Consider the following 24,312-nt stretch of genomic DNA (forward strand, 5'->3'; position numbering starts at 1 on the left):
CTCCTGGGGATGTGGCCGCGGAGCGGTCGTCTGTGTCGCTAGTGGCCCCTCCGACTGCCCGCTGTGGTGGAACGGTGCACGACTCAGCGGCCGTCCGGCCGGTCGCCGAGCAGGCCGGCGGCGCGTGCCCACCGGTACTTCGCACCGAGCACGGCGACGGGCTTCTCCGTGGTGTACGGATAGGCGACGATGCCGTGCCGGTACAGGTGTTCGCTGGCCTCCTCGACCTCGACGTCTCCGGCGAGTGAGGCGACGACGGGCTTGTCGATGCCCTTGGCCCGGAACTCCTCGACCACGTCCACCACCAACTCGGCGAAGACCATCGGCGGTGTGACGATGGTGTGCCAGTAGCCGAGGACCAGGGCGTGGATACGCGGGTCGGACAGGCCGAGCGCGATGGTGTTGCGGTAGGTCGACGGCGGTTCGCCGCCGGTGATGTCGATCGGGTTGCCGGCCGCGCCGAACGGCGGGATGAACTTCCGGAACGCCTCGTCGAGGTCGGCCGGGATCTCCATCAGGGTGAGCCGGTTGTCCACGCAGGCGTCGGAGAGCAGCACCCCCGATCCGCCGGCGCCGGTGATGATGACGACGTTCTCGCCCCGCGGGGTCGGCAGCAGCGGGATGCCGCGGGCGTACTCCAGCAGGTCGTTGAGGCCGGGGGCGCGGATCACGCCGCTCTGGCGCAGGATGTCGTCGTAGACTTTGTCGTTGCCGGCCAGCGCGCCGGTGTGCGAGCCGGCCGCCTTGGCGCCCTGGTCGGTGCGGCCGGCCTTGAGCACGAGCACCGGTTTGGTGGCCGAGACCCGCTTGGCGGCGCGGGCGAACGACCGGCCGTCCTTGAGGTCTTCCAGGTGCATGGCGATGAGCTGGGTGTTCGGGTCGCTCTCGAAGAACGTGAGCAGGTCGTCCTCGTCGATGTCGGCCTTGTTGCCGACCCCGACGATCGCGGACACCCCCATCCGCGCGGACCGGCTGAAGCCGAGGATGGCCATCCCGATGCCGCCGCTCTGCGAGGTGAGCGCCACCCCGCCCTTGACGTCGTACGGGGTGCAGAACGTCGCGGACAGGCTCTCCGGGGTGTAGTAGTAACCGTAGATGTTCGGCCCCAGGATGCGTACGCCGTGCCGCCGGGCGATCGCCACGACCTCGGCCTGGAGCTCGTGGTCGCCGATCTCACCGAAGCCGGACGGGATCATGATCGCCCCGGCCACGCCCTTGGCGCCGACCTGCTCCAGTGCGGCCGGCACGAACTTCGCCGGGATCGCGAAGACCGCGACGTCGACCGGGCCCGGCACGTCGGAGATGCTGGGGTAGGCCTTGCGGTCCAGGATCTCGGCGGCCTTCGGGTTGATCGGGTAGATCTCGCCCTGGTAACCGCCGTTGACCAGGTTCCTCATCACCGAGTTGCCGATCTTGCCGGCCTCGGCGGAAGCCCCGATAACGGCGATCGAGGCGGGCCGCATGATCCGGGTCATGCTCGCCAGGATCTCCTCGTCGGTGAACTGCTCCGGGCGCTCGGCGGCTCTCGGGTCGACGAGGATCCGGACGTCGACCGCGGTGGCCCCGGCCGCGGTGGCCAGCACCGGGTTGAGGTCGACCTCGGCCAGCTCGGGGAAGTCGGTGACCAGGTCGGAGAGCCGGACGATGAGGCCGGCCAGGATCTCGCGGTTCGCCGGCTCGGCGCCGCGCACGCCGCGCAGGATCTCGGCCGCGGCGATACCGTCGATCATGGACAGCGCGGTCGTGGTGTCGGTGGGCGCGAGCCGGAAGGTGACGTCCTTGAGCACCTCGACGAGCACGCCGCCGAGGCCGAACGCGACGATCTTGCCGAACGTCTCGTCGGTCACGGTGCCGACGATGACCTCGTGCCCGGTGGTGAGTTGCCGCTGCACCTGCACGCCGACGATCGTCGCGTCGGCGTCGTACGCCCGGGCGTTGGCGATGACGGTGTCGTAGCCGGCGGCGACCTCGGCGGCCGAGCCCAGCCCGACCAGCACCCCGCCGGCCTCGGTCTTGTGCAGGATGTCCGGCGAGACGATCTTCAGGACCACCGGGAGGCCGATCTTCTCGGCCACGGCCACCGCCTCGTCGGCGCTGCCGGCCAGACCCTCACCCGGGGTGACGATCCCGTAGGCCTCGACCACCAGACGCCCCTCCGGCGCGGTCAGCGAGCTGCGTCCCTCGGCGACGGCGTTCTCGATCACCCGGCGTACGGCTGCACGGTCGTATTCGGACATGTCGTCTCCCTCGTCGAGAACGTTCGTCAGACGGCGCCGGCGGCACGCAGCTCGCCGATCCCCTGCTCGGAGTAGCCGAGCTCGCCGAGCACCTGCTCGGTGTGCTCGCCGAGCAGCGGTGACCGCTCGATGGCGACGTCCGAGTCGGACAGCTTGATCGGGTTGCCGACCGTCTTGAACGGGCCCCGCTCCGGGTGGTCGACCTCGACCACCGAGCCGAGCGCGGCAAGCGTCTCGTCCTCGATCAGCTCCCGGGTGGACAGGACCGGCCCGCACGGGACGTTGTGCGCGTTGAGCTGCTCCATGACCTCTTGCTTGGTGTGCCGTTCGGTCCACTCCTCGATCAGCGCGAACGCCTTGTCGAGTTTGTTGAGCCGCGACTGCGGGGTGCTCCAGGCCGGGTCCTCGGCGAGCTCCGGTCTCCCGATCAGGTCGCAGATCGGCTTCCACCCGACCGGCTGGATGATCACGTAGATGTAGTCGTTGGGCCCACCCGGCGCGCAGCGGACCGCCCAGCCGGGCTGGCCACCACCGGAGGCGTTGCCGGACCGGGGCACCTCGTCGCTGAAGTTCTCGTTGGGGTACTCCCCCAGTGGCCCGTGGGCCAACCGCTGCTGGTCGCGCAGCTTGACGCGGCACAGGTTGAGCACCGCGTCCTGCATGGCGACCTGGACCCGCTGGCCGCGACCGCTGTGGGTGCGCTGGTACAGGGCGGCCAGGATGCCGGCGACCAGGTGGATGCCGGTGCCGGAGTCGCCGATCTGGGCGCCCGTCGCGGTGGGCGGCCCGTCCTCGAAACCGGTGGTGCTCATCGCCCCGCCCATCGCCTGGGCGATCACCTCGTACGCCTTGAAGTCGGCGTAGCGACCCGGACCGAATCCCTTGATCGAGGCGTAGACCAGCCGGGGGTTGATCTCCTGCAGCCTCTCCCAGGGGAAGCCGAAGCGCTCGACCACACCCGGCCCGAAGTTCTCCACCAGGATGTCCACGCCGGACACCAGCTTGGTGAAGACCTCCTTGCCGTGCGGGTTCTTCATGTTGAGGGTGATGCTGCGCTTGTTGGCGTTGAGCATCGTGAAGTAGAGGCTGTCCACCCCGGGATGTCCCGGAGCTGGGAGCGGGTGATGTCACCCTGGCCCGGAGCCTCCAGCTTGATGACGTCCGCGCCGAGCCACGCGAGGATCTGTGTGGACGAGGGACCGGACTGCACATGTGTCATGTCGAGGACCCGAACGCCCTCAAGTGCCTTACCCATGAGCGAACCTCCTGTGTGCGCCACCGCTGCTGGGGGTGCTGATCCGCTGTCAGCTTCAGGGATTGCATACCGTATGGGGTAGGCAATATCGTGACCCATGTAACAGCCAGGTGTCTAGAGGATCGCGGAACGTTTTCCCGCTCCCGTCCGATGTGTCCCGACGGGAGCGACCCACCGCAGGTCGACAGAAGGGAGGCCCGGTGGATCTGTTGGAGCACCAGGCACAGGAGCTCTTCGCCAAGCACGGCGTACCGGTCAGTCGCAGCCGCGTCGCCGAAACACCCGACGAGGCCTACGCGGCCGCCGCCGAGATCGGCGGGCGCGTAGTGGTCAAGGCCCAGGTGAAGACCGGCGGCCGAGGCAAGGCCGGCGGAGTCCGCCTGGCCGACGGCCCGGACGAGGCGCGCGAGGTCGCCGCCGCGATCCTGGGCATGGACATCAAAGGCCATGAGGTACGCCGGGTGCTCGTCACCGAAGCCGGCGACATCGTCGAGGAGTACTACGTGTCGCTGCTGCTCGACCGGTCGCACCGGTCGTTCCTCGCGATGGCCTCACGCCAGGGCGGCGTCGACATCGAGCAGGTCGCGGCCGAGAACCCGGACGCGCTGGCCCGGCTGCGGGTGGATCCGGGCGAGGGGCTCGGCTGGGAGGAGGCTCTGCGGCTGGCCGCCGACGCCGGGCTCCCGGACGACGTACGCGACCTGGTCGCCGGCGTCCTGGTCAGGCTCGGGCACCTGTTCCGCGCCGAGGACGCCACCCTGGTCGAGATCAATCCACTGGCCAAGCTCGCCGACGGCAGCGTGCGGGCCCTGGACGGCAAGGTGACGGTGGACGACAACGCCCGGTTCCGCCAGCCCGGCCACCCCTGGTATGCCGACGCCGGCACGGCCGACCCGCTGGAGGCCCGGGCCGCCGAGCAGAACCTGAACTACGTCAAGCTCGACGGCTCGGTCGGGGTCATCGGCAACGGCGCCGGCCTGGTCATGAGCACCCTGGACGTGGTCGCCTACGCGGGCGAGCGATACGGCGGGGTCCGGCCGGCCAACTTCCTCGACATCGGCGGCGGCGCGTCGGCCGAGGTGATGGCGAACGGCCTGGAGATCATCCTGGACGACCCGGGCGTACGCAGCGTCCTGGTCAACGTGTTCGGCGGGATCACCGCCTGTGACGCGGTCGCCGACGGCATCGTCCAGGCGATCGGGCTGCTCACCGGCCTCGGCGAGACGATCGGCAAGCCGGTGATCGTCCGCCTCGACGGCAACAACGCCGCAGCGGGGCGCAGGATCCTCGCCGAGGCGGCGCTGCCCGGCGTCATCAGCGCGGACACGATGGACGGCGCGGCGCGGCTCGCCGCCGAGCTCGCCGGCAAGGGGGCGTGACCACGATGGCAATCTTCCTCACCGAGAAGAGCAGGGTGCTGGTCCAGGGCATCACCGGCTCGGAGGGCACCCGGCACACCCGCCGGATGGTCGCGGCCGGGACGAACATCGTCGCCGGGGTCACCCCCGGCAAGGGCGGGCAGGACGTGGACGGGATCCCGGTCTTCGACAGCGTCGCCGAGGCGGCCAAGGCGACCGGCGCCGACACCACGGTGGTGTTCGTGCCACCCCGCTTCGCCAAGGCCGCGGTGATCGAGGCGGTCGACGCGCGGCTGGCGCTGGCCGTGGTGCTGACCGAGGGCATCCCGGTGCACGACACGGCGGCGTTCTGGGCCCACACGCGGGCCGCCGGCGACACCACCAGGATCATCGGGCCGAACTGTCCCGGACTGATCAGCCCCGGACGGTCCAACGCCGGCATCATCCCGGCCGACATCACCGGGCGCGGGCGGATCGGCCTGGTCAGCAAGAGCGGCACCCTGACCTACCAGATGATGTACGAACTACGCGACCTTGGCTTCTCCACCTGCGTCGGCATCGGCGGCGACCCGATCGTCGGGACCACCCACATCGACTGCCTGCAGGCGTTCCAGGACGACGACGAGACCGACGCGATCGTGATGATCGGCGAGATCGGCGGCGACGCGGAGGAACGCGCCGCGGACTACATCAGGGACCACATCAGCAAGCCGGTGGTCGGTTACGTGGCCGGGTTCACCGCGCCCGAGGGCCGGACGATGGGGCACGCCGGCGCGATCGTCTCCGGATCGTCCGGCACGGCGGCCGCCAAGCAGAAAGCCCTGGAAGCGGCCGGGGTCAGAGTCGGGCGGACGCCGTCAGAGGCCGCGGCTCTGATGCGCGAGACGTTCCCCGCGCGCTGACCGGACGGCGATCGGCGCCGGGCCGGCCCGCCACCCTCCGGCGGGCCGGCCCGTGCACGCCACCCCGCTTTCGCAGTCGTCGCGGCTTCTCGCACGGTCACGCTGACAGGTGCGGCTCGTCCTGTCGCACCATGCGGTGTGCGCCGGCATACACGTTCATCGACGTGCCGCGCAGGAAGCCGATCAGGGTCAGGCCGGAGTCGGCTGCCAGGTCGGCGGCGAGCGACGAGGGCGCCGACACCGCGGTGAGCGCCGGGATGCCGGCCATCACCGCCTTCTGCACCAGCTCGAACGACGCCCGCCCGCTGACCATCAGGACCGTGCCGCGCAACGGCAGCCGGCCGTCGCGCAGCGCCCACCCCACGACCTTGTCGACGGCGTTGTGCCGGCCGACGTCCTCACGCAGGCAGAGCAGCCGCCCGTCGACGGAGAACAGCCCCGCCGCGTGCAGTCCGCCGGTCCGGTCGAAGACCCGCTGCGCGGCCCGCAAGGTGCCGGGCAGTCCGCTGACCATCTCCGGATCGAGACGGACCGGATCGTCGCGCACCGACCAGGCCGCCACCGTACGCACCGCGTCCAGACTCGCCTTACCGCAGAGCCCACACGACGAGGTGGTGTAGAAGTTGCGCTCCAGCGACGGGTCCGGTGGCGCCACCCCGGCGGCCAGGACCACGTCGACCACGTTGTAGGTGTTGACCCCGTCCGCGGTGGCGCCCGCGCAGTACCGGATACCGGCGATCTCCCGGCCGCCGCGCACCACGCCCTCACCGACCAGGAACCCGGCCGCCAGGTCGAAGTCGTCGCCCGGCGTCCGCATCGTCACCACCAGAGACCTGCCGTTCACCCGGATCTCCAGCGGCTCCTCGGCCGCCAGCGTGTCGAGTGGCTCCCGGGCCACGCCGTCGACGATCCGCAGCACCCGGCGCCTGCTGGTCACCCGTCCCATCTCGCCACCGTCCCCTCCTTCAGGCCCGTCACCGTCCCCTCCGTCAGGCCCGCCACCGTCCCCTCCGTCAGGCCCGCCACCGTCCCCTCCTTCAGGCCCGGGGCCGGCAGCGACACCCAGGCCGGGCCGGGCTGGCGCATCCAGCGGGTCAGCGCCGCGCCGAGCAGGCCGAGGCAGCCGGCCACCAGGAACGGCAGGACCGAGTCCGGGTTCGTCACCGCCAGGCCGGCGAGCACGATCCCGGCCACGCCGCCGACCGCCTTACCGCTGTAGACGATCCCGTAGTTGGACACGGTCGCGTCGTCACCGAACCAGTCGCGGACCAGGCTGACCAGCAGCGAGTAGCCGGCGCCGGCACCCGCGCCGGCCAGCGCGGCGAAGCACACCAGCGCGGCCGGATGGTTGTCGTTGCTCGCGGCCGCGAGCAGCCCGAACTGGGCCACCCCGCCGGCCAGCAGGGACAGGCCCAGCGTCCCGCGGCGGCCGATCCGGTCGGCCAGCGAGCTGGTCACCGCGCGGCCGATCCCGTTCGCGGCGGCCAGCGCGACGATCGCGGCGACGAGGGTCCAGGAGGCAAGACCTCGGGTGTACGCCGTACCGGCGAGATAGGCGATGTCGAACAGCGCCATCGCGGCCGTGAGCACGACGACCACGAACATCATCGGCAGCATGCCGCTGCGCATCGCGGCCCGCGGAGGATAGGGCCGGGCGGCGGGCCGGTTGTTCGGGATGCTGCGGTTGAGCCGCCGGTCGAGGGCCCAGCGCTGCGGATCGATCTGCTCGGGCCACCAGTGGCGCGGCGGTTTGCGCATCAGCAGTCCACACGCAGCCACCACGGCGAACACGACCAGGGCGGCACCGTCGAGCACGGCCGCCCGGTTCGACGGGTCGAGCACGAAACCGGCGACGACGACGAACGGGATCGCGCCGTAGCCGAACGCGGCGCCGACCATCGCCACCCGCGAGGCGAGCCGCTCGGGGAACCACTCGGTGACCGTGGCGATGCAGGTCATGTAGACCACGCCGGCGCCGAGGCCGCCCACGACCGAGTAGCCCAGCAGGACGGCCACCGGGTCGCCGGTGTGGGCCAGGGTGACCAGTGCGGTCAGGCAGCAGGCCGCGCCGGCGAGCATCGGCACGGCGAGCCGCTCCCGCTGCCGCCGATAGAGCCACCCGCCCATCGGTGAGCCGGCCGCCTGGGCGACCACCCAGAGCCCGAGCACGGCGAACGCCTGCCACACGCTCCACCCGTTCGCCGTCATCAGGGTCGGCAGGGCGGCGCCGAAGCCGTACTGGAAGAGGCTTATCGCCAGCATCGCGGCCCACGCCGTCCAGGCCATCCAGGACCGCGACCGTCCGAGCAGGAGCCGGTCGCTCTCGCCGACCCGGTAGCGACGACCGTAGAAGTCCCTGACCTCGCGCACCGTCGTGTCGTGGGGATCCGTCATCTGGCACCTCCAACCGACTATCGTATACAGTATCTCGGATGCAGATTCTCCCTGACGGAACGGGTGACTGTCCAGGTTCGGGGAATGCCCACGAGCGATTCGTCGGCCCGGTTCGTGACTCGTGCCGACGTCCCAGCGCAACGGAGGTGGCGGCGTGACCGGCTGGCATCAGGCTCGGCAGTACGCCCGGGAGACGGGCGGCCCACTCCCCGCCACCGAGGTCGCGCTCGATCGGGCGATCGGCTCGGCTCTCGCAAAACCGCTGGTCGCGCTCTCCCCACTGCCGGCCTACGACGCCGCCGCCATGGACGGGTATGCGGTCGCCGGCCCCGGCCCGTGGCGGATCGTCGGACGGATCCTGGCCGGCGACCCGGACCCGCCCGCACCCTTGTCGCCGGGTACCACGGTCGAGATCGGCACCGGAGCGATGGTTCCGGCCGGGGCCGGGGCTGTGCTGCCGTACGAGCAGTCCACCCGGACGGACCGCACGGTGAGCGGCGACCTGGTCCCCGGGCGGCATATCCGGCGGCGCGGCGAGGACGGCACGGTGAGCGTCGGCCTGGTCCCCGGCCGGCATATCCGGCGGCGCGGCGAGGACTGCCCGGCCGGCCAAGAGGTGCTGCCCGCCGGCACCGTCGTCACCCCGGTAGTGCTCGGGCTGGGCGCCAGCCTCGGGCACGACACCCTGGCCGTACACCGCCGTCCCCGTGCCGGAATCGTGGTGACCGGCGCTGAGCTGCGCAGAAGCGGGATCCCCATGGCGGGACAGGTCCGCGACGCCATCGGGCCGATGCTGCCCGGCCTCATCCGGGCCGCGGGCGGCGACCCGGCCTGGGAGGCGCGGGTCACCGACGACCCGGGCACGCTGGTCGACGCGTTGCAGCGCCCGGACGCCGACGTGACGGTGGTCTGCGGAGCCACCTCAGCCGGCGCCGCCGACCATCTGCGCGGGGCTCTCGGGACGCTCGGCGCGCGCATCCCGATCCGGGGTGTCGCCTGCCGGCCCGGTCATCCGCAGCTGCTCGCGGTTCTGCCGGACGGCCGCTTCGTCGTCGGGCTGCCCGGGAACCCGTACGCCGCGTTGGTCGCCGCCCTCACCCTGCTCTCACCGCTTCTCGGCGGATTGGCCGGGCGAGCCGAGCCGCCGGCCCCGACCGCCACGCTGTCCGGGCCGGTGACGCCGCACCACCGCGACACCCGGCTGGTAGCGGTGACCCGGGTAGGCTCGCTCGCCGTGCCCGTCGGGCACGACCGCCCGGGCTCGCTGTGGGGCGCCGCCGCGGCGGACGCGCTCGCGGTCGTACCACCGGGCTGGGCCGGCGGTGATGTCGAGTTGCTTCCCCTGCCCACGGCTTCTCTGCCGGGCTACCGAGCGTCCGAGTCGCAGGTGGCAGTGAGGTAGCGGACCGGCTCGAAAGGGTCGGTGCTCGATGTGTCAGTGCGTAGCCGGCAGCCCGGCCGCGGTGGCGGCGATCATGCGTTGCAGCGTCGGCCGCAGCGGCGGGAATACTCGTGCGATCTCCGGTTCCAGGTCGTACAGCTGACGCAGCGCCTCCGGGGGGCGGCTCAGCGGGAACAACTTGGCTACGAACGCGCTGGCCGCCATGACCAGGGAGGCGCCGTCGGCGTCGGTCAACTGCGGGCAGGCGGCGGTGATCTGCCGGCCGACGGTGAAGTAGGTGTCGATGGCCCACAGCTTGTAGACCCGCAGGGCCGCTACAGAGACGTTGTGTTCCAGCATTGTCTCGGCATGGGTGGTCAGATCGCAGTACAACGGCCGGTCGGCGTATGCGTCGGCGAGCGCGGTCGCCGTCGCGGAGAAGCCGTTCGCCTGCTGCAGCGCGGCGCTCGCGGCGGCCGCCCAGTCGTCACCCTCCCGCATCATCAACTGTAGGTAGATTTCTTCGCGCGTCCCGAAATACCGCAGGATGTTGGACTTGGCCAGCCCGACTGCGGCGGCGATGTCACCCAAGCTGACCCTGGCCACGCCCGAGTTCAGCGCCAGTCGACCAGCGGTGGCGAGGATGTACTCGCGCCGCTGGTCCTTCTGTTCCGGGCGTCTAGCCCGCTGGAACGGCGCTTCCATGACAGCCATCACCATAGCCCGTCCGGCAAAAGAACAATGTTCTCTTGTTAAGGGAACGGTGTTCTTATAACCTCGGCATCGACCGCACGGCTCACCACACCCTCCAGGGCGGGCTCATGACCACCAGCGACACCGACCTCAGCCGGACCATCGACGCGTTCGTGGCCGCCTTCAACGACCCGGAACCCGACCTCGACCGGGTCATGTCCTTCTTCGCCGAGGACGCCCGGTACCTGCCCGGCCACGGTCCCGAACTGCACGGCCTCACGGCGATCCGCGCAGAGTTCGCCCCGCAGTTCGCCGGCCGCTACGGCGCGATGACCTTCGACGTGTACGACCAGGTGATCGACGAGTCCCGCCGCCGGGCCACGATCCGGTGGGCGTGCCGACTCGATCTCACCGGCGCGCACGGCCGGCGCGCCTTCCCGCCGGTGCGGTGGTTCGCCAGGATCCGCTACCAAGGCCGTATGCAGTGGCACGGCCTTGACGTCTTCCACTTCAACGCTGCCGGGCAGATCATCGGCAAATTCACCTACGCGACCTTCCGCCTGCCGCTCTGGGAAAAGGCACACTGACATTGCCGCCGCCGCCGTGACGGCCCGTGTCCGCCAGCCAATGACGGCGTGCACGGATTGCCGATGTGAGTGCGCACAATTACCGGTCGGGCACGGGAAGTAGCTCGACCCTCTCTGTCAGTTCTTCGTGGCGACAGCCGAGCGGCTGGGCCATCAGCCAATACGACGAAGAGCCCCTCGACTTGGCACCCAGCGCATCTTTTCCGCTTCGCCGGGGTCGGTAAAAACCAGTACGGATTCGTCGAGGCGATGCCATTCGAGGCCACCCGACCAGTCTTCGTAAGACTCTCCCGCGACGAGAAGCAGTTCATTGTCCGCTATTTGAATTCTCACCTCGGCGAGAACGTCATCGTCGAGGTAGACCTCGACCTCGACGATCCGGCCTGTGGGGAGTTCGGTCAGAGCCCGACGCCGGTAGCCGCGACCCCGGTCGTCTCGATCGCAAACCGCTCCGGCGTTCGCCCACATGCCAAACGACAAGTCGTTCTGGTAGGTAGTGATATTGACTGCAGTACCGTCAGGTCTCACCGCGTCGAGTGCGAGAAGCTGCAGACACGGCACATCAGGGCCGTTGTACTCCGGCGTTCCCTCATCGCCACCACGCACCGCCATCTCCACACCGTGCCACGAAGCAACGGTCTGATCGCGCATCGCCAAGAACGTAGCCGTCTGGTCATGCAGCCAGTCGCTGATCATCGACACAGTTTGAATGCTGAGTCGTTCAACTTCGACTGGATTCTGAGCCGGCAAGCCGCCTCCTCTGCCGCTTTCCGCTGGACGGCCAGGTCACTCTCAATCACGCTCGGCGGCCCCTTCCGGCTCATCGAATGTGAGGATCAGTCGGCTCTTGTAGGTGCTGGCCTGCTGCGAGTTGCCGGAAACCGCCTGTCGCGATCGCCGAGAAATGCACCCAGCAACCCCGTGGGACGGCCGGTCGGGTCTGCTGCACCAATAGGTGACAGATCAAGTCACGCGGCCTGACTGGCCGGTGAGGTCATGATGGTTTCGTACTCGACAGGCGTCAACCGGGACAGCGATCGTTGGCGTCGACGGCGGTGGTAGGTCCGCTCGATCCAGGTGACGATCGCCGTCCTCAACTGCTGCCGGCTCGACCAGCTCCGGCGATCGAGAACGTTGTTCTGCAACAGGCCGAAGAACGACTCCATGGCGGCGTTGTCGCCGGCGGCGCCGACTCGGCCCATCGACCCGAGCACGTAGTGCTGGTTCAGGGCATGGACGAACTTCCTGCTGCGAAACTGCGACCCGCGGTCGGTGTGCAGCACGCACCCGGCTACCTCGCCGCGCCGGGCGGCGGCGTTGTGCAGAGCGTTGACGGCCAGCCTCGACTTCATCCGTGAGTCGATGGAGTAGCCGACGATCCGGTTGGACCACACGTCCTTGATCGCGCAGAGGTAGAGCTTGCCCTCACCGGTGTGGTGTTCGGTGATGTCGGCCAGCCACAACCGGTTCGGGCCGTCGGCGGTGAAGTCACGTCTGACGAGGTCATCGTGTACCGGCGGGCCCGGCTTGCCACCCTTGCCGCGCCGTCGTCGGCGGCTGAACGCACTCCACCAGCCCATGTGAGAACAGATCTTCCACGCGGTGCGTTCCACCATCGATTGTCCGGCCGCGCGGGCTTCGTCGGCCAGGAACCGGTAGCCGAACTCCGGGTCGTCACGGTGAGCGTCGAACAGCGCGTCCGCCCGGTACGCCTCGGCCAGGTCGGCGTCGGTGACCGGGCGGGAAAGCCACCGGTAGTAGGGCTGTCGAGCGATGTTCAGCACCCGGCACGTCACCGCGACGGGGATTCCATCGGCGGCCAGCTCGTTCACGAGCGGGTAGAGCCTTTTCCCGGCAGGTTCGCCTGCGACAGATACGCCGCGGCCCGGCGCAAGACCTCGTTCTCCTGCTCAAGGAGCTTGATCCGTTTACGGGCCTCGCGCAATTCGGCCGAATCGCTGACGCTGACGCCCGGCTTGACGCCTTCGTCGATACCTGCCTGGCGCAGCCACTTGAACAGCGTCATCGGATGGACCCCGAAGTCCTTGGCGATCTGCTCGACCGTCACACCCGGGTCACGGCCTTGGGCGACCCGCACGACGTCGTCGCGGAACTCACGAGGGTAGGGCTTGGGCACAGCAACATCCTTCCAGCCCGCCGTCACGGCAAGCCACCTCAGATGTCACCTATGCGTGCAGCAGACCCGAGGGTTGTCGCGCATCGGTAGTCATCCCCCGGGAAGGCGCGCAGGCTCTTGCCGGGAGCTCGCCAGGCGACCACCACGCTCTGCGTGTGGTCTTCACGCCATTCCTCCGGAAGCTGGATGAACCAGCCATCACCGAGCGACCTTCGCATGTGCCGAGTGTGCCACCAGGTCGGTCGACGGGGCGCCGGCGTGGGCGGAGACGGAGCCGGGCCGCGTTCCGGGAGGCGACGGCACTCGCCCGGATCCCGGAACGCGGCCCGGGCCGCCGGCCGGTCAGCTCGTGGACCGGCCGGAGAGTTGCTCGACCAGTTTCAGCAGGGCGCTGTGGTCGAGGCCGCCGTCGCCCTGTGCCTTGAGCGCGGCGATCAGCTGGGCGACCGCCGCGCCGAGTGGGATGACCACCCCGGCGTCTCTGGCGGCGGCGGTGACGATGCCCATGTCCTTGTGGTGCAGGTCGATCCGGAAGCCGGGCTCGAACTGCCGGGCCAGCATCCCGGCGGCCTTGCGGTCCAGGATCCGGTTGCCGGCCAGGCCGCCGGCCAGCACCCGGACCGCCGCCTCGGTGTCCACCTCGTAGGCTTCGAGGAAGACGATCGCCTCGGCGACCAGCTGGATCGTCCCGGCCACGATGAGCTGATTGGCCGCCTTGACCGTCTGGCCGGCGCCGTGCGGGCCGACGTGGACCACCGTCGCGCCGAGCACCTCCAGGATCGGCAGCGCCGACTGGAAGTCCTCGGCGTCGCCGCCGACCATGATGGACAGGCTGCCCTCGATCGCGCCGGCTTCTCCTCCGCTGACCGGGGCGTCCAGGACGCGTACCCCCCGAGGTCTCGCCGCCTCGGCGACGTCTCGGGAGGTCGTGGGCGAGATGCTGCTCATGTCGATGTAGAGCTGACCGGGCCGGGAATGCGCCAGGATGCCCTGCTCGCCGAGGGCGGCCGCCTCGACGTCGGCCGAGTCGCGGACCATCGTGACGACGACGTCGGCCTTCTGCACCACCTCCGCGATGCCCGCGGCGATCCGCCCGCCGGCCTGGGTCAGGAAGCCGTTGCGGGGCGGGACGACGTCGTAGCCGATCATGTCGAAGCCGGCTTTGGCCAGGTTGACGGCCATCGGGCCGCCCATGATGCCGAGACCGATGAAACCGACGGTCGTCATGCCGGTGTTCCCTTCGTTGCGGCGCGGCGGTGCCGGGGCAGCCAGTCGAAGCCGGGCCGGGTCGCGACGTACTCCAGGACGACCCAGCCCCGGTAGCCGGCCTGTTCGAGCCGGCTCAGATGGCCGCCGACGTCGATGTCGCCGGTGCCCGGCTCGTGCCGGCCGGGGGCGTCGGCGATCTGCACGTGCCCGATCCGGTCGGCGTGATCGGCGAGGACCTTCGCCACGTCGTCGCCGTTGACGGTCAGGTGGTAGAGGTCGGCGAGCAATGCCAGGTTCCGCGCACCACGCTCGTCCCGGATCCGGTCCAGCACGGCGAGGACGTCGGCGGCGGTGCGCAACAGGTACGGAAACGGCCCGCTCACCGGCTCGACCAGGACGGTTCCGCCGATCCGGGCCATCACGCCCGCGGCGAAGGCCAGGTTCGCGACCGCCGTGTCGTCCTGGCGCTCGCGGGTGAGGTAGGGGATGCGGTTGCCGTACAGGGCGTTGAAGTTCCGGCATCCGGTGGCGGCGCCGATCGTGGCGACCAGTTCGACGTTGTCCCGGAACTCGGCGGAGTGCGCCGGGGAGGACAGCACCCCGCGGTCGCCGCCGGGCATGTCGCCGGCGAAGAAGTTGAGGCCGACGAGCTGGACGCCGGCGTCGTGGACGGCGTCGACGAATGCCTGCACGTGCGTGTCGGGTGGCACCGCGTCGGCGAACGGCCACCAGAACTCGACCGCGTCGAAGCCGGCCGCCCGGGCCGCGGCCGGCCGCTCCAGCAGGGGCAGGTCGGTGAACAGGATCGAGCAGTTCACGGCGTAGCGCAGGTGGTGTGCGGGCACGTGGTCTCCCTGAGGTTGCGTCAGCAGCAGGACGGCGGCCAGGGCGAGCGGGTCCAGCGTCTCCGGTTCGGCGTCGGCCCGCCGGATCAGCTCGGCGCGCATCCGTGGATCCCAGAACGCCCGGATGTGCTCGGCGATGGCCGCCGCGGCCGTGTCGAGCGCCTGGTGCCGGAACTGGACGGCGATGTCGTTGATCATCCGGACCTGGGGTGACATCGGTCAGCCCGCCATCGCCGGGCTCTTCAGACCGACCTGGACGGCGGTCACCTTGTACTCCGGGCAGTTGGTCGCCCAGTCGGAGTTCTCCGTGGTGACGACGTTCGCGCCGGTCACCGGGTGGTGGAAGGTGGTGTAGACGACCCCGACCGGCATCCGGTCGGCGAGGACCGCACGCAGCGACGTGGCGCCGACCCGGCTGGACAGCACGACCTCGTCGCCGTCGCGGATGCCACGGACCTCGGCGTCGTGCGGATGGATCTCGAGTACGTCCTCCGGGTGCCACGCCACGTTGGCGGTCCGCCGGGTCTGCGCACCGACGTTGTACTGGCTGAGGATCCGGCCGGTGGTCAGGATCAGCGGGTACTTGCGGGTGCTGCGCTCACGGGTCGGCACGAACGGCGTCGGCACGAACCGGCCCCGGCCCCGGACGAAGCCGTCCATGTGCATGATCGGCGTGCCCTCGGGCGCGTCGTCGTTGCAGGGCCACTGCACGCTGCCGAGCTTGTCGAGCTTGTCGAAGGAGACGCCGGCGAACGTGGGGGTGAGTGCGGCGATCTCGTCCATGATCTGGCTCGGGTGGCCGTAGCGCATCGGGTAGCCCATGGCCTCGGCGATCTCGGCGACGATCTGCCATTCGTGCTTGCCGGTCTTCGGGGCCATCACCGGGCGGACCCGGTTGATCCGGCGCTCGGCGTTGGTGAAGGTGCCGTCCTTCTCCAGGAAGGAGGTCCCGGGCAGGAAGACGTGCGCGAACTTGGCCGTCTCGTTGAGGAACAGGTCCTGCACCACGACCAGTTCCAGCGCGGCCAGGGCGGCGTGCACGTGCTTGATGTTGGGGTCGGACTGCGCGATGTCCTCGCCCTGCACGTAGAGCGCCCGGAAGCTGCCCTCGATGGCGGCGTCGAACATGTTCGGGATCCGTAGTCCGGGCTCGGCCTGCAGGGTGCTGCCCCACATGTTCTCGAACACCCCGCGGACGACGTCGTCGGAGACGTGCCGGTAGCCGGGCAGCTCGTGCGGGAAGGAGCCCATGTCGCAGGAGCCCTGCACGTTGTTCTGCCCGCGCAGCGGGTTGACGCCGACACCCTCGCGGCCGATGTTGCCGGTCGCCATCGCCAGGTTCGCCATGCCCATCACCATGGTCGAGCCCTGGCTGTGCTCGGTGACGCCGAGTCCGTAGTAGATCGCGCCGTTGCCGCCGGTGGCGAAGAGCCGGGCCGCGGCCCGTACCTCCTCTGCCGGCACGCCGGTCAGCTCCTCGACCGCCTCCGGGCTGTTCTCCGGCAGCGCGATGAACTCGGCCCAGTCGTCGAAGTCCTCGCAGCGCTCGTCGATGAACGACCGGTCGGCCAGCCCCTCGGTCAGCACCACGTGGGCCAGCGCGTTGACGATCGCCACGTTGGTGCCGGGCGCGAGCTGCAGGTGGTGCCGCGCCTCGATGTGCGGCGACCGGACCAGGTCGATGCGGCGCGGGTCGATCACGATCAGTTCGGCGCCCTCGCGCAGCCGGCGTTTCATCCGGGACGCGAACACCGGGTGCCCGTCGGTCGGGTTGGCGCCGATCACCATGATCACGTCGGACTCGGCCACCGACCGGAAGTCCTGGGTGCCGGCCGAGGTGCCGAAGGTCTGCTTCAGGCCGTACCCGGTCGGCGAGTGGCAGACCCGGGCGCAGGTGTCGACGTTGTTGTTGCCGAACGCGGCCCGGATCATCTTCTGCACCACGTAGACCTCCTCGTTCGTGGTGCGTGAGGAGGTGATGCCGCCGATCGCACCGACACCGTGCCGGGACTGGATGTCACGCAGCCGGGCGGCGGTGAAGGAGATGGCGGTGTCCCAGTCGACCGGCTGCCACGCGTCGGTGATCGACTCGCGGACCATCGGCGTGAGCACCCGGTCCGGGTGGGTGGCGTAGCCGAACGCGAACCGGCCCTTGACGCAACTGTGGCCCTCGTTGGCGCCGCCGTCCTTGTAGGGCACCATCCGGACCAGCTCGGCGCCGCGCAGCTCGGCCTTGAAGGAGCAGCCGACCCCGCAGTACGCGCAGGTGGTGATCACGCTGCGGCTCGGCATCCCCAGCTGGATCACCGACTTCTCCTGCAGTGTCGCCGTCGGGCAGGCCTGCACACAGGCGCCGCAGGAGACGCACTCCGAGCTCATGAAGTCGGTGCCGCCAGCCGACACCTTCGACGCGAAGCCGCGCCCCTCGATGGTCAGCGCGAACGTGCCCTGCACCTCCCCGCAGGCCCGCACGCACCGGGAGCAGGAGATGCACTTGGAGGCGTCGAAGTCGAAGTACGGGTTGCTGGAGTCGGTCTTCTCGTCGAGGTGGTTGGCGCCGTCGTAGCCGTACCGGACCTGCCGCAGGCCGACCGTGCCGGACATGTCCTGCAGCTCGCAGTCGCCGTTGGCCGAGCAGGTCAGGCAGTCCAGCGGGTGATCGGAGATGTACAGCTCCATCACGCCCTGGCGCAGCTTCTCCAGCTTGGGCGTCTGGGTGCTGACCCGCATGCCCTCGGCGACCGGGGTGGTGCAGGAGGCCGGGGTGCCGCGCCGGCCGTCGATCTCCACGAGGCACAGCCGGCACGAGCCGAACGCCTCCAGGCTGTCGGTGGCGCACAGTTTCGGGACGTCGATGCCGCACAGGGCGGCGGCCCGCATCACCGACGTGCCGTCGGGCACGGTCACCGGCAGGCCGTCCACCTCGATCGACACGGTCACCGGGCCGGGCTTGGCCGGAGTGCCGAGGTCGGGTTCCTTCAGCAGGCTCATCGGTGGCTCCTTCCTGTCGAGCTTCTCGGGCCGAAGTCGTCGGCGAAGTGCAGCAGGGCGCTGCGCACGGGCATCGGGGTCAGGCCGCCCATCGCGCACAGCGACCCCTCGGTCATCAGCTCGCACAGATCGCCGAGCAGGGCCAGGTTGCCGTCCGGGTCCTCGCCCGCGACGATCTTGTCGATCACCTCCACGCCACGGACCGCGCCGACCCGGCAGGGCGTGCACTTGCCACAGGACTCCTCGGCGCAGAACTCCATCGCGAAACGCGCCATCGACGCCATGTCCACGGTGTCGTCGAAGACCACGACGCCGCCGTGCCCGAGCATCGCCCCGGCGGCGGCGAACGCCTCGTACTGCATCGGCAGGTCCAGGCCGTCCGCCGGGAGATACGCCCCCAGCGGGCCGCCGACCTGCACCGCACGAATCGGCCGGCCGCTGCGCGTACCGCCGCCGTAGGTGTTGATCAGCTCGTGCAGGGTCATGCCGAAAGCGGTCTCGAAGATGCCGCCCCGGGCGATGTTGCCGGCCAGCTGGAACACCTGGGTGCCGCGGGACCGCTCGACGCCGAGCGCCTGATAGGCGGCGGCGCCGCCGGCGAGGATCGCCGGGACCGACGCCAGCGTCAGCACGTTGTTGACCACGGTCGGCTTGCCGAACAGCCCGGTGATCGCCGGGATCGGCGGCTTCGCGCGGACCATGCCGCGCCTGCCCTCCAGGCTCTCCAGCATCGCGGTCTCCTCACCACAGATGTACGCGCCCGCGCCGACCCGCACGAACAGGTCGAACCGCAGCCCCGAGCCGAGCACGTCCGCGCCGAGCCAGCCCTGGTCACGGGCCACGGCGATGGCCGCGCGCAGGGTGCGCACCGCGTCGGGGTACTCCGAGCGGATGTAGATGTAGCCCTCGGTCGCGCCGACGGCGTACGCCGCGATGGTCATGCCCTCGATGAGGGTGAACGGGTCGCCCTCCATCAGCATCCGGTCGGCGAAGGTGCCGCTGTCGCCCTCGTCGGCGTTGCAGCACACGAACTTCAGCGAGTCGGAGGTGTCGGCCACCGTCTTCCACTTGATGCCGGCCGGGAAGCCCGCGCCGCCGCGGCCCCGCAGGCCCGACTCGGTGACCTGGTCGACGACGTCCGCCGGGGGCAGCTCCAGGGCGCGGCGCAGGCCGGTCAGCCCGCCGTGCTCGACGTAGTCGCCGGGTGAGAGCGGGTCGGTCACGCCGACGCGGGCGAAACAGAGGCGGGTCTGGTCGCGCAGCCACGGGAGGTCGGCGACCACCCCGTGGCAGAGCTCGTGATCGGCGCCGTCGAACAGCCCGGCGGCGACGAGGTCACCGACGGCCTCCGGCCCGACCGGCCCGTAGCCGATCCGGCCGCGGTCGGTGACGACCTCCACCAGCGGCTCCAGCCAGAGCATGCCGTGCGACCCGTTCCGGATGATCCGGATCGGACGCCCGGCGCCGGCCGCCGCCCGCTCCAGCTCGGCGGCGACCTCATCGGCGCCGAGCGACAGAGCGGCAGAATCGCGGGGTACGTAGATCGTCGTCACCATCACCGCACCACTTCCGTGAACAGGGCGTCGAGCCGGGCCGGGCTGAGCCGTCCCCGCACCCGGTCGTTGATCTGACCGGCCGGGCCGAGCGCGCAGTTGCCCAGGCAGAACACCTGCTCGAGGGTGACCGAGCCGTCCGGGGTGGTCTGGCCCGTCTTGATACCGAGGACCCGCTCGGCGTGCGCGATCAGCCGGTCCGCGCCGACCGCCTGGCAGGCCTCGGCCCGGCAGAGCTTGAGCACGGTCGCACCGGCCGGCTCGGAGCGGAAGTCGGTGTAGAAGGTGATCACGCCGTGCACGTCGGCGCGGGAGATGTTGAGCTCGGCGGCCAGCACCGGCACCACCTCGGCGTCGATGTAGCCGAACTCGGCCTGAAGGCGATGCAGGATCGGCAACAGCGCCCCACGATCACCGCGATGCGCCGCGACCAGGGCTCGCACCCGGTCCGCTAGCGACGTGCCCGGACTGACCACGCGATCCCGCCTCTCGATCGGCTCGGAATCCCACCATACTGCGGTCTGAATACCGTATGCAATCCCGGATCGGAGCACAGGAAAAAGCCCGGCGCCGTCAGCACCGGGCTTCCGACGACCGGGAGCGCTAGACCCCGGCCACCTGGCGAACGGCGTTGAGGATGTCCTCCACCCGGTCCTTGGCGTCGCCGAAGAGCATCGCGCTGTTCTCCCGGAAGAACAGCGGGTTCTGCACGCCGGCGTACCCCGAGGCCATCGACCGCTTGAAGACGATCACCTGGTCGGCCTCCCACACCTTCAGCACCGGCATGCCGGCGATCGGGCTCGACGGGTCGTCCATGGCCGCCGGGTTGACCGTGTCGTTGGCGCCGATCACCAGGACCACCGACGTGCCCGCGAAGTCGTCGTTGATCTCGTCCATCTCCAGGACGATGTCGTACGGCACCCGCGCCTCGGCCAGCAGCACGTTCATGTGACCGGGCAGCCGGCCGGCGACCGGATGGATGCCGAAGCGGACGTTCACCCCTCGATCGCGCAGGACACGGGTCAGCTCGGCCACGCCGTACTGCGCCTGGGCGACCGCCATGCCGTACCCCGGCGTGATGATCACCGTGTCTGCGCCGGCAAGCAGCTCGGCCACGCCGTCGGGGTTGATCTCGCGGTGTTCGCCGTACTCCCTGTCCTGTGCGGGACCGGCCTCGATGCCGAAGCCGCCGGCGATCACCGAGAGGAACGACCGGTTCATGGCCTTGCACATGATGTACGACAGGTAGGCACCCGACGAGCCGACGAGCGCCCCCGTGACGATGAGCAGGTCGTTCTCCAGCAGGAACCCGGCAGCCGCGGCGGCCCACCCGGAGTAGCTGTTGAGCATCGACACCACCACCGGCATGTCGCCGCCGCCGATCGACGCGACCAGGTGCCAGCCCAGCGCCAGGGCCAGGGCGGTGACGACGATCAGCAGCCACAGCTGCGGGTCGACCACGAACCAGGCGGTGAGCCCGGCGAAGACGGCCAGGGCGCCGACGTTGAGCAGGTTCTTGCCGGGCAGCATCAGCGGGCTCGACTTGATCTTGGCGGAGAGCTTGAGGTACGCCACGATCGAGCCGGTGAAGGTGACCGCGCCGATGAAGACGCCGATGAACACCTCGGCACTGTGGATGCCCAGCATGTCCTGCGCACCCAGCAGGGCCGACTCGGCGCCGTCCGGGTCGGCTTCGACGTGCAGGTAGCCGTTCCAGCCGACCAGCACCGCGGCCAGGCCGACGAAGCTGTGCAGCAGGGCGATCAGCTCCGGCATGCCGGTCATCTCGACCTTCGCGGCCCGGTGCAGGCCGATCGCCGCGCCGATCACGACGGCCACCACGAGCAGCGCCAGGTTGACCGCGCCGATGTCGCCGTCGACCGCCAGGCCGATCGTCGCGACCAGGGCCAGGGCCATCCCGGCCACGCCGAACGTGTTGCCGGACCTGGCGGTCTCGTGCTTGGAGAGCCCGGCCAGGGCCAGGATGAAGAGCAGAGCCGCGACGATGTACGCGGCGCTCGCCGCCGTTGCGATGGACATGCTCAGCTCCTCGAGAACATGGCGAGCATGCGGCGGGTCACCGCGAAGCCACCGAAGACGTTGATGCTGGCCAGCAGGATCGCCACGACGCTGAGGCCGGTGACGACGGCGCCGCCGTGGCCGAGCTGGAGCAGGGCGCCGACGACGATGATCCCGGAGATCGCGTTGGTGACCGACATGAGCGGCGTGTGCAGGGCGTGGTGCACGTGCCCGATCACGTAGTAGCCGATCACGATGGCCAGCGCGAAGACCGTGAGGTGCCCGCGCAACGCGGCCGGGGCGGCGGCCGTGAGCAGGAACAGCACGGCGGCCGCGACCCCGGTGACCACCAGCGGGTTCAGCGGCTTGCGCACCGGCTTCGGCGCCACCTCGACCGGCTTCTCGGCCACCGCTGCCGGGGCGGCCGAGACCGAGACGGGCGGCGGTGGCCAGGTCAGCTCGCCGTCGCGGACCACCGTCATCGAGCGCTGGACCACGTCGTCGAAGTCGAGGACCAGCTGCCCGTCCTTGCCGGGGGTGAGCAGCTTCATCAGGTTGACCAGGTTGGTGCCGTAGAGCTGGCTGGCCTGCGCGGGCAGCCGGCCGGGCAGGTCGGTGTAGCCGATGATGGTCACGCCGTTCGCGGTGACGACCACCTCGCCGGGGACGGTGCCCTCGACGTTGCCGCCGTTGGCCGCGGCCATGTCGACGATCACGCTGCCGGACCTCATGGTGGCGACCATGTCGGCGGTGATCAGGTTCGGCGCGGGGCGGCCGGGGATGAGCGCGGTGGTGATGACGATGTCGACCTCGCGGGCCTGGTCGGCGTAGAGGCGCGCGGCCCGGTCGTTGTAGTCGTCGGACATCTCCTTGGCGTAACCGGTGGAGGAGACCTCGACGTCGGCGGCTTCGACCGAGAGGTATTCCCCGCCCAGCGAGCGGACCTGGTCGGCGACCTCGGGGCGCGGGTCGGTGGCCCGCACGATCGCGCCCAGACTGCCGGCGGCGCCGATCGCGGCGAGCCCCGCGACACCGGCGCCCGCCACCAGCACCTTGGCCGGGGGGACCTTGCCGGCGGCGGTGACCTGGCCGGTGAAGAACCGGCCGAACGCGTGGGCGGCCTCGACCACGGCACGGTAGCCGGCGATGTTGGCCATCGAGGACAGCACGTCCAGTGACTGGGCGCGGGAGATGCGCGGCACCGCGTCCATCGACAGCGCCGTGATCGGGCGGCGGGCGAGGTCCTCGACCAGCTCCGGGGCGAGGCGCGGGTTCAGCATGCCGATCAGGGTGGTGCCCTCGGCCAGCTTGTCGAGCCGTTGCAGGGGTGGGTTGATGGTGAACACGACGTCGGCGGTGAGTGGATCGCCGATCGCGGCGCCGGCCTCGGCATACGCCTGATCGGAGAAGGAGGCCTCGGCGCCGGCGCCGGGCTCCACCACTACCTGATATCCCAGTTTGGCCAACTGCTCCACGGTGGCGGGAGTGGCCGCCACACGACGCTCACCCGGATCCGGGTCCCTCAGTACACCGATGATCACCGTCGACTCCTCGGTAGATGTTGACCATGGAAACGGCGAGCCAGGGCCGCCGGTTCAATACGCCGGGTGATTGTTACTCACCAGTACGCCAATATCCAGGGGCGTCTCATCACCGTCTCACGGCAACCACACGCTCACCATCGCGCACCGTATCGGTGATCGTGCCGTCGGTAAACGGGCCGAAGGTGATGGTGAGCGTGAAGTTCCGGTCACGCCACTGAGGACCGCGATGCCCCAGCCGATCCCCCTGCGGCTGGGGCATCGCCGTCTCGCACGGCGGAGACCAGCGTCAGCGCGACTGCCGGCCACGGCGCGGCCGGCCCGAATCGAAAGGCCATCGCGATCATGGGCGGCACGCCATGCCGTGCGTGCAAGCGCGTTCCGGCGCCCCCGTGGCCGCGGCCGGTCACCGCGGAGGCCCTCAGCCGGCGGCACCACGCCGATCACGGCGGAGCCGCTCGGCGACCACCGCCACCAGCAGCGACACGGCGCCGACCGCGGCGAGCGGGCGCAGCAGCAGGTACATGTAGCCCTCCCAGACCGGGTCGTCGCCGGGCATCACGGCGGCTGCGGTCACCATGGCGGTCGCGGGCAGTGTCAGCGCCAGGCCGCAGCGCCAGAGCCGGTTGTCGGGGCTGCGGCGCCCGAGCAGCCCGCCGGCGGCCAGGCCGAGAAGCCAGCCGATCGCCGAGAACGGCCACGCGAGCGGCGGGCGGGTGCGTTCGATCTGGAAAGCGAGGGCGAGGTACGGGCCCGAAGCCGGCTGGGAGCCACAGGACTCGACGTCGTCCGGGGTGCACGCGTGGGCCCCGTAGGCGGTCAGCTTCAGGTCGTCGTGCCGGGCCTCGAAACCGCCGTCGCCGTACGGGCTGTCCGCCGTTCGCCAGTCCAGCGCCTCGAAGCCTCGTCGTGCACGCGTGACCAGTGCGGCGTACCCCTGCGGTGGTGTGTTGATCGTGACCACCGCGAACCCGGGCCCGTAATCGTCGCTGCCCAGCAGTCGATCGCCGGGGTATCGGTATCCGAAGACGGCGTCGAACCGCTCGACGAACGCCGCCGACGGATCGGGTGTCGCGGCCGCGATCAGCGCCCGCGCCCGCTCGTCGGACGGCAGGCCGGCCGGCGGGCGCCAGCCCAGCCAGGCGCCCGCCGCGGCACCGAGCGCCGCGACCGTCAGAGCGAAGAGGATCTTGCGGATCATGGTCCGGGA

The 24,312-nt window shown here is 70.4% G+C and carries 20 protein-coding genes; 4 read left to right on the forward strand and 16 right to left on the reverse strand.

The window, feature by feature from the left end:
- Nucleotides 1-83: 83 nt before the first annotated feature.
- The 3 genes from ACQPZW_RS28185 to ACQPZW_RS28195 are packed head-to-tail and all read right to left on the reverse strand — an operon-like array spanning nucleotide 84 to nucleotide 3,591.
- Nucleotides 84-2,237 carry an acetate--CoA ligase family protein gene (locus ACQPZW_RS28185; protein WP_433789042.1) on the reverse strand — a complete coding sequence of 718 codons (2,154 nt, stop codon included), beginning with the start codon at nucleotides 2,235-2,237 and terminating at the stop codon, nucleotides 84-86.
- A 26-nt stretch (nucleotides 2,238-2,263) separates the two neighbouring features.
- Nucleotides 2,264-3,331 (reverse strand): formyl-CoA transferase, encoded by a 1,068-nt coding sequence (gene frc / locus ACQPZW_RS28190; RefSeq protein WP_433789043.1) that lies wholly within the window; start codon nucleotides 3,329-3,331, stop codon nucleotides 2,264-2,266.
- Nucleotides 3,271-3,591, reverse strand: coding sequence for a CoA transferase (locus tag ACQPZW_RS28195; protein WP_433789044.1), 321 nt, complete (start codon nucleotides 3,589-3,591; stop codon nucleotides 3,271-3,273). The genes frc and ACQPZW_RS28195 overlap by 61 nt, the downstream gene beginning before the upstream one ends.
- 101 nt (nucleotides 3,592-3,692) lie before the next feature.
- Between ACQPZW_RS28195 and sucC the strand changes: the two genes are divergently transcribed.
- Entirely contained in the window at nucleotides 3,693-4,871 is a 1,179-nt protein-coding gene (sucC, locus tag ACQPZW_RS28200) for an ADP-forming succinate--CoA ligase subunit beta (protein WP_433789045.1), read from the forward strand.
- A 5-nt stretch (nucleotides 4,872-4,876) separates the two neighbouring features.
- The gene (gene sucD / locus ACQPZW_RS28205) at nucleotides 4,877-5,752 is read left to right on the forward strand and encodes a succinate--CoA ligase subunit alpha (RefSeq protein WP_433797642.1); all 876 of its coding nucleotides are present in this window, start codon (nucleotides 4,877-4,879) and stop codon (nucleotides 5,750-5,752) included.
- A gap of 97 nt (nucleotides 5,753-5,849) precedes the next feature.
- Here sucD and fdhD read toward each other — a convergent pair whose 3' ends face one another.
- Together fdhD and ACQPZW_RS28215 are read right to left on the reverse strand one after the other, a co-directional pair.
- Nucleotides 5,850-6,698 (reverse strand): formate dehydrogenase accessory sulfurtransferase FdhD, encoded by an 849-nt coding sequence (fdhD, locus tag ACQPZW_RS28210; protein ID WP_433789046.1) that lies wholly within the window; start codon nucleotides 6,696-6,698, stop codon nucleotides 5,850-5,852.
- A complete protein-coding gene (locus tag ACQPZW_RS28215) occupies nucleotides 6,686-8,146 on the reverse strand; it encodes an MFS transporter (RefSeq protein WP_433789047.1) in 1,461 nt (486 codons plus the stop codon). The genes fdhD and ACQPZW_RS28215 overlap by 13 nt, the downstream gene beginning before the upstream one ends.
- A 154-nt stretch (nucleotides 8,147-8,300) precedes the next feature.
- Here ACQPZW_RS28215 and ACQPZW_RS28220 point away from each other — a divergent pair, with 154 nt between their 5' ends.
- Complete coding sequence (locus tag ACQPZW_RS28220) at nucleotides 8,301-9,548, forward strand: molybdopterin molybdotransferase MoeA (protein ID WP_433789048.1); 1,248 nt, start codon at nucleotides 8,301-8,303, stop codon at nucleotides 9,546-9,548.
- Between the two features lie 33 nt (nucleotides 9,549-9,581).
- Here ACQPZW_RS28220 and ACQPZW_RS28225 read toward each other — a convergent pair whose 3' ends face one another.
- Nucleotides 9,582-10,232: a TetR family transcriptional regulator gene (locus tag ACQPZW_RS28225; RefSeq protein WP_433789049.1), complete on the reverse strand. Its 651-nt coding sequence runs from the start codon at nucleotides 10,230-10,232 to the stop codon at nucleotides 9,582-9,584.
- Between the two features lie 116 nt (nucleotides 10,233-10,348).
- Between ACQPZW_RS28225 and ACQPZW_RS28230 the strand changes: the two genes are divergently transcribed.
- Nucleotides 10,349-10,807: a YybH family protein gene (locus ACQPZW_RS28230; protein ID WP_433789050.1), complete on the forward strand. Its 459-nt coding sequence runs from the start codon at nucleotides 10,349-10,351 to the stop codon at nucleotides 10,805-10,807.
- A gap of 153 nt (nucleotides 10,808-10,960) precedes the next feature.
- Here ACQPZW_RS28230 and ACQPZW_RS28235 read toward each other — a convergent pair whose 3' ends face one another.
- The 10 genes from ACQPZW_RS28235 to ACQPZW_RS28280 form a co-directional block, all read right to left on the reverse strand.
- A complete protein-coding gene (locus ACQPZW_RS28235; RefSeq protein WP_433789051.1) occupies nucleotides 10,961-11,503 on the reverse strand; it encodes a hypothetical protein in 543 nt (180 codons plus the stop codon).
- A gap of 272 nt (nucleotides 11,504-11,775) precedes the next feature.
- A protein-coding gene (locus ACQPZW_RS28240) for an IS3 family transposase (protein ID WP_433788784.1) occupies nucleotides 11,776-12,944 on the reverse strand; the annotation gives its coding sequence in 2 pieces (ribosomal slippage) (nucleotides 11,776-12,657 and nucleotides 12,660-12,944; 1,167 coding nt in all).
- 342 nt (nucleotides 12,945-13,286) lie between these two features.
- Nucleotides 13,287-14,171, reverse strand: a complete 885-nt coding sequence (locus tag ACQPZW_RS28245; RefSeq protein WP_433789052.1) for a 2-hydroxy-3-oxopropionate reductase — start codon at nucleotides 14,169-14,171, stop codon at nucleotides 13,287-13,289.
- Nucleotides 14,168-15,214: a formate dehydrogenase subunit delta gene (locus ACQPZW_RS28250; protein WP_433789053.1), complete on the reverse strand. Its 1,047-nt coding sequence runs from the start codon at nucleotides 15,212-15,214 to the stop codon at nucleotides 14,168-14,170. The genes ACQPZW_RS28245 and ACQPZW_RS28250 overlap by 4 nt, the downstream gene beginning before the upstream one ends.
- A gap of 3 nt (nucleotides 15,215-15,217) precedes the next feature.
- Nucleotides 15,218-17,989, reverse strand: coding sequence for a formate dehydrogenase subunit alpha (gene fdhF / locus ACQPZW_RS28255; RefSeq protein ID WP_433789054.1), 2,772 nt, complete (start codon nucleotides 17,987-17,989; stop codon nucleotides 15,218-15,220).
- Nucleotides 17,986-19,545, reverse strand: coding sequence for a formate dehydrogenase beta subunit (locus ACQPZW_RS28260; protein WP_433789055.1), 1,560 nt, complete (start codon nucleotides 19,543-19,545; stop codon nucleotides 17,986-17,988). The genes fdhF and ACQPZW_RS28260 overlap by 4 nt, the downstream gene beginning before the upstream one ends.
- Nucleotides 19,545-19,985, reverse strand: coding sequence for a formate dehydrogenase subunit gamma (locus ACQPZW_RS28265; protein WP_433789056.1), 441 nt, complete (start codon nucleotides 19,983-19,985; stop codon nucleotides 19,545-19,547). The genes ACQPZW_RS28260 and ACQPZW_RS28265 overlap by 1 nt, the downstream gene beginning before the upstream one ends.
- A 160-nt stretch (nucleotides 19,986-20,145) precedes the next feature.
- A complete protein-coding gene (gene pntB / locus ACQPZW_RS28270) occupies nucleotides 20,146-21,582 on the reverse strand; it encodes a Re/Si-specific NAD(P)(+) transhydrogenase subunit beta (protein ID WP_433789057.1) in 1,437 nt (478 codons plus the stop codon).
- Nucleotides 21,583-21,584: 2 nt separating this feature from the next.
- Nucleotides 21,585-23,102 (reverse strand): Re/Si-specific NAD(P)(+) transhydrogenase subunit alpha, encoded by a 1,518-nt coding sequence (locus ACQPZW_RS28275; protein ID WP_433789058.1) that lies wholly within the window; start codon nucleotides 23,100-23,102, stop codon nucleotides 21,585-21,587.
- 421 nt (nucleotides 23,103-23,523) lie between these two features.
- Nucleotides 23,524-24,303, reverse strand: a complete 780-nt coding sequence (locus ACQPZW_RS28280) for a hypothetical protein (protein WP_433789059.1) — start codon at nucleotides 24,301-24,303, stop codon at nucleotides 23,524-23,526.
- Nucleotides 24,304-24,312: the final 9 nt, after the last annotated feature.

Source organism: Actinoplanes sp. CA-252034 (assembly GCF_050956125.1).
GTDB lineage: Bacteria > Actinomycetota > Actinomycetes > Mycobacteriales > Micromonosporaceae > Actinoplanes.

Bases quoted from the DNA above. Each gene is read 5' to 3' on its own strand.
- ACQPZW_RS28185 (WP_433789042.1), bottom strand. From the start codon at position 2,237: ATGTCCGAATACGACCGTGCAGCCGTACGCCGGGTGATCGAGAACGCC.
- ACQPZW_RS28195 (WP_433789044.1), bottom strand. From the start codon at position 3,591: ATGGGTCACGATATTGCCTACCCCATACGGTATGCAATCCCTGAAGCT.
- sucD (WP_433797642.1), top strand. From the start codon at position 4,877: ATGGCAATCTTCCTCACCGAGAAGAGCAGGGTGCTGGTCCAGGGCATC.
- fdhD (WP_433789046.1), bottom strand. From the start codon at position 6,698: ATGGGACGGGTGACCAGCAGGCGCCGGGTGCTGCGGATCGTCGACGGC.
- ACQPZW_RS28215 (WP_433789047.1), bottom strand. From the start codon at position 8,146: ATGACGGATCCCCACGACACGACGGTGCGCGAGGTCAGGGACTTCTAC.
- ACQPZW_RS28225 (WP_433789049.1), bottom strand. From the start codon at position 10,232: ATGGAAGCGCCGTTCCAGCGGGCTAGACGCCCGGAACAGAAGGACCAG.
- ACQPZW_RS28230 (WP_433789050.1), top strand. From the start codon at position 10,349: ATGACCACCAGCGACACCGACCTCAGCCGGACCATCGACGCGTTCGTG.
- ACQPZW_RS28235 (WP_433789051.1), bottom strand. From the start codon at position 11,503: ATGATCAGCGACTGGCTGCATGACCAGACGGCTACGTTCTTGGCGATG.
- ACQPZW_RS28245 (WP_433789052.1), bottom strand. From the start codon at position 14,171: ATGACGACCGTCGGTTTCATCGGTCTCGGCATCATGGGCGGCCCGATG.
- ACQPZW_RS28250 (WP_433789053.1), bottom strand. From the start codon at position 15,214: ATGTCACCCCAGGTCCGGATGATCAACGACATCGCCGTCCAGTTCCGG.
- fdhF (WP_433789054.1), bottom strand. From the start codon at position 17,989: ATGAGCCTGCTGAAGGAACCCGACCTCGGCACTCCGGCCAAGCCCGGC.
- ACQPZW_RS28260 (WP_433789055.1), bottom strand. From the start codon at position 19,545: ATGGTGACGACGATCTACGTACCCCGCGATTCTGCCGCTCTGTCGCTC.
- pntB (WP_433789057.1), bottom strand. From the start codon at position 21,582: ATGTCCATCGCAACGGCGGCGAGCGCCGCGTACATCGTCGCGGCTCTG.
- ACQPZW_RS28280 (WP_433789059.1), bottom strand. From the start codon at position 24,303: ATGATCCGCAAGATCCTCTTCGCTCTGACGGTCGCGGCGCTCGGTGCC.